The sequence below is a fragment of the candidate division WOR-3 bacterium genome (assembly GCA_016926475.1).
GTDB lineage: Bacteria > SDB-A > SDB-A > SDB-A > SDB-A > JAFGIG01.
On sequence record JAFGON010000106.1, the window covers coordinates 1 to 3,593 of the forward strand.

The 3,593-nt window shown below is 45.1% G+C and carries 4 protein-coding genes and 1 pseudogene; all 5 read right to left on the bottom strand.

Annotated features, from left to right (window positions below):
* Positions 1 to 59 precede the first annotated feature (59 nt).
* On the bottom strand, positions 60 to 377 hold the full coding sequence (locus JXA84_10135) for a (2Fe-2S)-binding protein (GenBank protein ID MBN1151561.1): 318 nt from the start codon (positions 375 to 377) through the stop codon (positions 60 to 62).
* On the bottom strand, positions 374 to 883 hold the full coding sequence (locus tag JXA84_10140) for a 4Fe-4S binding protein (GenBank protein ID MBN1151562.1): 510 nt from the start codon (positions 881 to 883) through the stop codon (positions 374 to 376). Before JXA84_10140 ends, JXA84_10135 begins: the two co-directional genes overlap by 4 nt.
* A pseudogene (locus tag JXA84_10145) lies at positions 873 to 2,275 on the bottom strand (FAD-dependent oxidoreductase). Before JXA84_10145 ends, JXA84_10140 begins: the two are co-directional and overlap by 11 nt.
* On the bottom strand, positions 2,272 to 2,763 hold the full coding sequence (locus JXA84_10150; GenBank protein MBN1151563.1) for an adenylyltransferase/cytidyltransferase family protein: 492 nt from the start codon (positions 2,761 to 2,763) through the stop codon (positions 2,272 to 2,274). The pseudogene JXA84_10145 and the gene JXA84_10150 overlap by 4 nt, the downstream one beginning before the upstream one ends.
* A 9-nt stretch (positions 2,764 to 2,772) precedes the next feature.
* On the bottom strand, positions 2,773 to 3,593 hold an 821-nt coding region (locus tag JXA84_10155; GenBank protein MBN1151564.1), incomplete at its 5' end, for a D-glycero-beta-D-manno-heptose-7-phosphate kinase.

The window sequence follows — 3,593 nt, forward strand, 5'->3', positions numbered from 1 at the left end:
CTATCGATGTCCCTATAATCCCGGACCCGATTATGACGCAATCCGCTGTTTTCGGAAGATTAGCCATGCTGACCTCCTCTGCCTCTTTCTACAACGGATTCAAAAGGTTCTTCAGAATCAGCGATGAATTTAATAGGAATGGCTTTCGCGGGAGGTCTTGAAACGGGTTGTTCATTTTCGTCTGGTAAGTATCCGTTTATTCTAATAAGGATCGCCTCCACGAGTTTTCGGCAGGTTTTTCCCTGGCAATGTCCCATGCCTGCCCTTGTAACTCTCTTGACTTCATCGACGCTTTTTAGATCGTATTTTTTGATAGCCTCGACTATCTCGTCCTCTGTTACGTCTTGACACCTGCATATTATTCTAATTTCTTTCATTTACAACCTCTCTTCGGGGAGAAAAACCTAGCTTTGTCGAGAAGATTGGAGGGGATCTCTATCGTGACGACGGCGGTTTTGTCTGTGGTCTTGGATTTGTTGACTCGCAGGACTTTTCCCTGGGCAATGACAGCACCTTCCCTGTCTAAAACGTCTACAACTTCGTTTACAGCCGGAAGAGGCAGCATTTCGTAGGGTATCGAGACAAAGCCCTTTGAGGTATCCTCTCTGTCAAGACCTACGACAAAAATCGCCAGCCCGGGACATTGGTATACGCAGATTGAACACCCGTTGCAGGCAGAATGGTCTATGGAAGGGATTTTGTTTATTCCTCCTGTTATTTTTATGGCTTTTCGAGGGCATGCATCGGTGCAGGGATTGCATGGAATTTCCTGAAAACATTCTACGACTGCTCTTGGGGAAACGATAAGGAGCTCCTTTTCGGGCATTGATTTAGCAAGAGATTCTCTGTCAGGGATTCCTGTTTCAGCCCATTTATTTTTCATTTGAAATCTCTCCGATTAATTTGAGGTTTCCGTTTGTCGCTTTGGCTCCAAAAGGGCCATCTCTGAACAATTTCAACTGTTCAAGAATGATCTCTCTTGATTGCTGTATTTGGTCTTTTTTGTGTTCTCTGAGGAATAAAGCGGCGGAAAGACCTGCAAGTTTTCCCTCGAGCATTGCGGTGACCGCCTCTTCGATTCCCGAGACATCGCCGCAGAGAAAAACATCTCTGCGAGTTGTATTCATGTTTATATCATGAACGGCAACTTTACCGCCTAGTTCAGGGACAATTTTCATCTTGCATCCGGCAAGTTCGAGGAGGTCGGATAGAGGGGTCAAACCAACGGCAAGGCATACCGAGTCGACTTCAAAACATTTTTCCGTCCCGCCTATTGGCGAATAATTCTCGTCTATTTCCGAGATTGTCGCGGCTGTCACGCCGCTTTCGGCGTTTCCTTCGGCGCTCAAAATTGTATGCCTTGTGTAAATTGGCACACCCATCCTTCTGAGTTTGGCTGAATGAACGAGGTAGCCGCCGACTCGGGGAAGCGCTTCGACAACAGCGGCGACATCGACACCTGCCTGCTTGAGCTGGTATGACACTATAAGTCCGATATTTCCCGATCCTACCATTAAAACTTTTTTCGCGGGAAGGACTCCAAACACGTTCATAAGCGTCTGAATGGCGCCTGCTCCGTAAACTCCCGGCAAATCGTTGTTCAGGAAGTTGATTGAATTTTCAAAAGCGCCAGTGGCGACTATAATGGCTTCAGCTTCAACTTCCTCAAATCTGTCCGGATATGCAATCCCAATGATGTTCCCGTATATCCCAGTAACGCTTGCCTGCATGTGAATATTCACGCCTTTTATCTTGCTGTTTTCAATCAGAGTCCTGGCTATGTCCATGCCTCTAAAGCCGCAAAGATGCTCTTTGGAACCGAAAAATTTATGGGTCTGTTTTACAAGTTGACCGCCGAGAATGTAGTTGTCGTCAAAGAGGTCGACTTTAAGTCCGTATGAAGAAGCCGCTTCGGCTGCTGAAAGACCGGCTGGTCCTCCGCCAATCACTGCGATTTCTGTTTTTGATTTCAAGCTATATCCCCTTTGCCTTTTTGCCTTTCAACTTTCATACCTTCCCTCACAGGGGTGATGCAAGTCATTACGTTCGGTTTCCCGTCGACTACCATAAGACAGCTCGCGCATTTACCTACGCTGCAAAAAAGTCCTCTCGGCCTTTGGTGTTTCTCGGTGAATCGAAAACTGACTATTTTATTGGCGATTAAAGCGGCTGCTACAGTCTCGCCTTCGAACGCCTCAAGCTTTTGACCTTCGAAAAAAAAATGTATTTGCTTTTTTCTTTTGAATTCGAGAATCGGATGTTCTTCAATTCTCATCGGTTCTCCTTTCCGCAGTACCTTTCGACAATTTTCTCAATTATTATGGAAGTGCCGGCCCCTTCCACGAGAGGGAATATACGCGTCTCGGAGACGATATCGCTGCCAACCACTTGATCCGCGCCGTAGTCTCCTCCTTTTACAATCAAATCCGGTTCAATAAACTTCACCAATTCAAACGGCGTGTCTTGGGAGAAAACAATTACACAGTCAATGTATTTTATGGCTGACAGGAGTGAAGCCCTCTCGTTTTCACCGAGAATCGGTCTTTTCTCGCCTTTCAACCTCTTCACGGATTCATCGCTGTTCACTCCCACAATGAGCGATTCGCCTAAAGTTTTGCAAAATTGGAATATGTCAGCGTGACCTTTGTGCAGTATGTCGAAGCATCCGTTGGTAAAGACAATCTTCCCTTTTGGGGATAATTCTACTATCGATTTCTTGATTTTTTCGTTGTCTGGGCCGAAATAAAAAAATTTTTTATCCATAATAACAAATTAATATTCGTGATTTTTAAAACTCTCTAAAATTTCTTGGACGCTGACAGTCTGTGCTCCGATTTTCTTCAACTGAACTGCTGCGGCATGGCTGCCGATCACGGCAGATTCTTCGATGCTTGCTTCCGAAAGCATCGAAAGGCAGACAGTCGCGATAACTGTATCGCCGGCTCCGCTTACGTCGTATACTTCTCTGGCTTTGGTAGGTATTTTCAGAGGTTCATTTTCACCTTTCGTAAAAATCACCATTCCTTTTTCACCGAGTGTCAGAAGAAGATGTTCTATTTCTTGTTTCTCCTGGATTTCCAAGGCGGCCCTGGTCAAATCCCCTTCATTTTCGCATTTTATCCCTGTAGCTTTCTCCAGTTCTTTACCGTTGGGTTTGAATAGTTTTACATTTTTATAACAGAAAAAATTGTCGAATTTAGGGTCTACAAATACGGGTTTTGAGAGGCTGAGTGCAAAATTCAGGATTTCCTCTATGATTTGGCAGTTGAGAAGTCCCTTGTCGTAGTCTTCAAAGAGGATGGCGTCGCAATCAGGTATGGTCTTTCTGGCAAAATCTTTGATTTTTTGCCTTGTTTTTTCCCCAATATTCGTTTTCTTTTCTCTGTCAACTCTCACGACATGCTGAGAATGCGCGATAATTCTCGTTTTTTGAGTTGTTTTCCTGTCTAAGTCGGTGAAAATTCCATCGCAAGAAACTCCCAGGTCATTGAAAATGCTTGTCAACTTTTCACCGGCAGCGTCGTCCCCGATTACCCCTATCGGAACTACAGTTGCTCCAAGTGCGTTCAGGTTATGAGCTACATTCGCGGCGC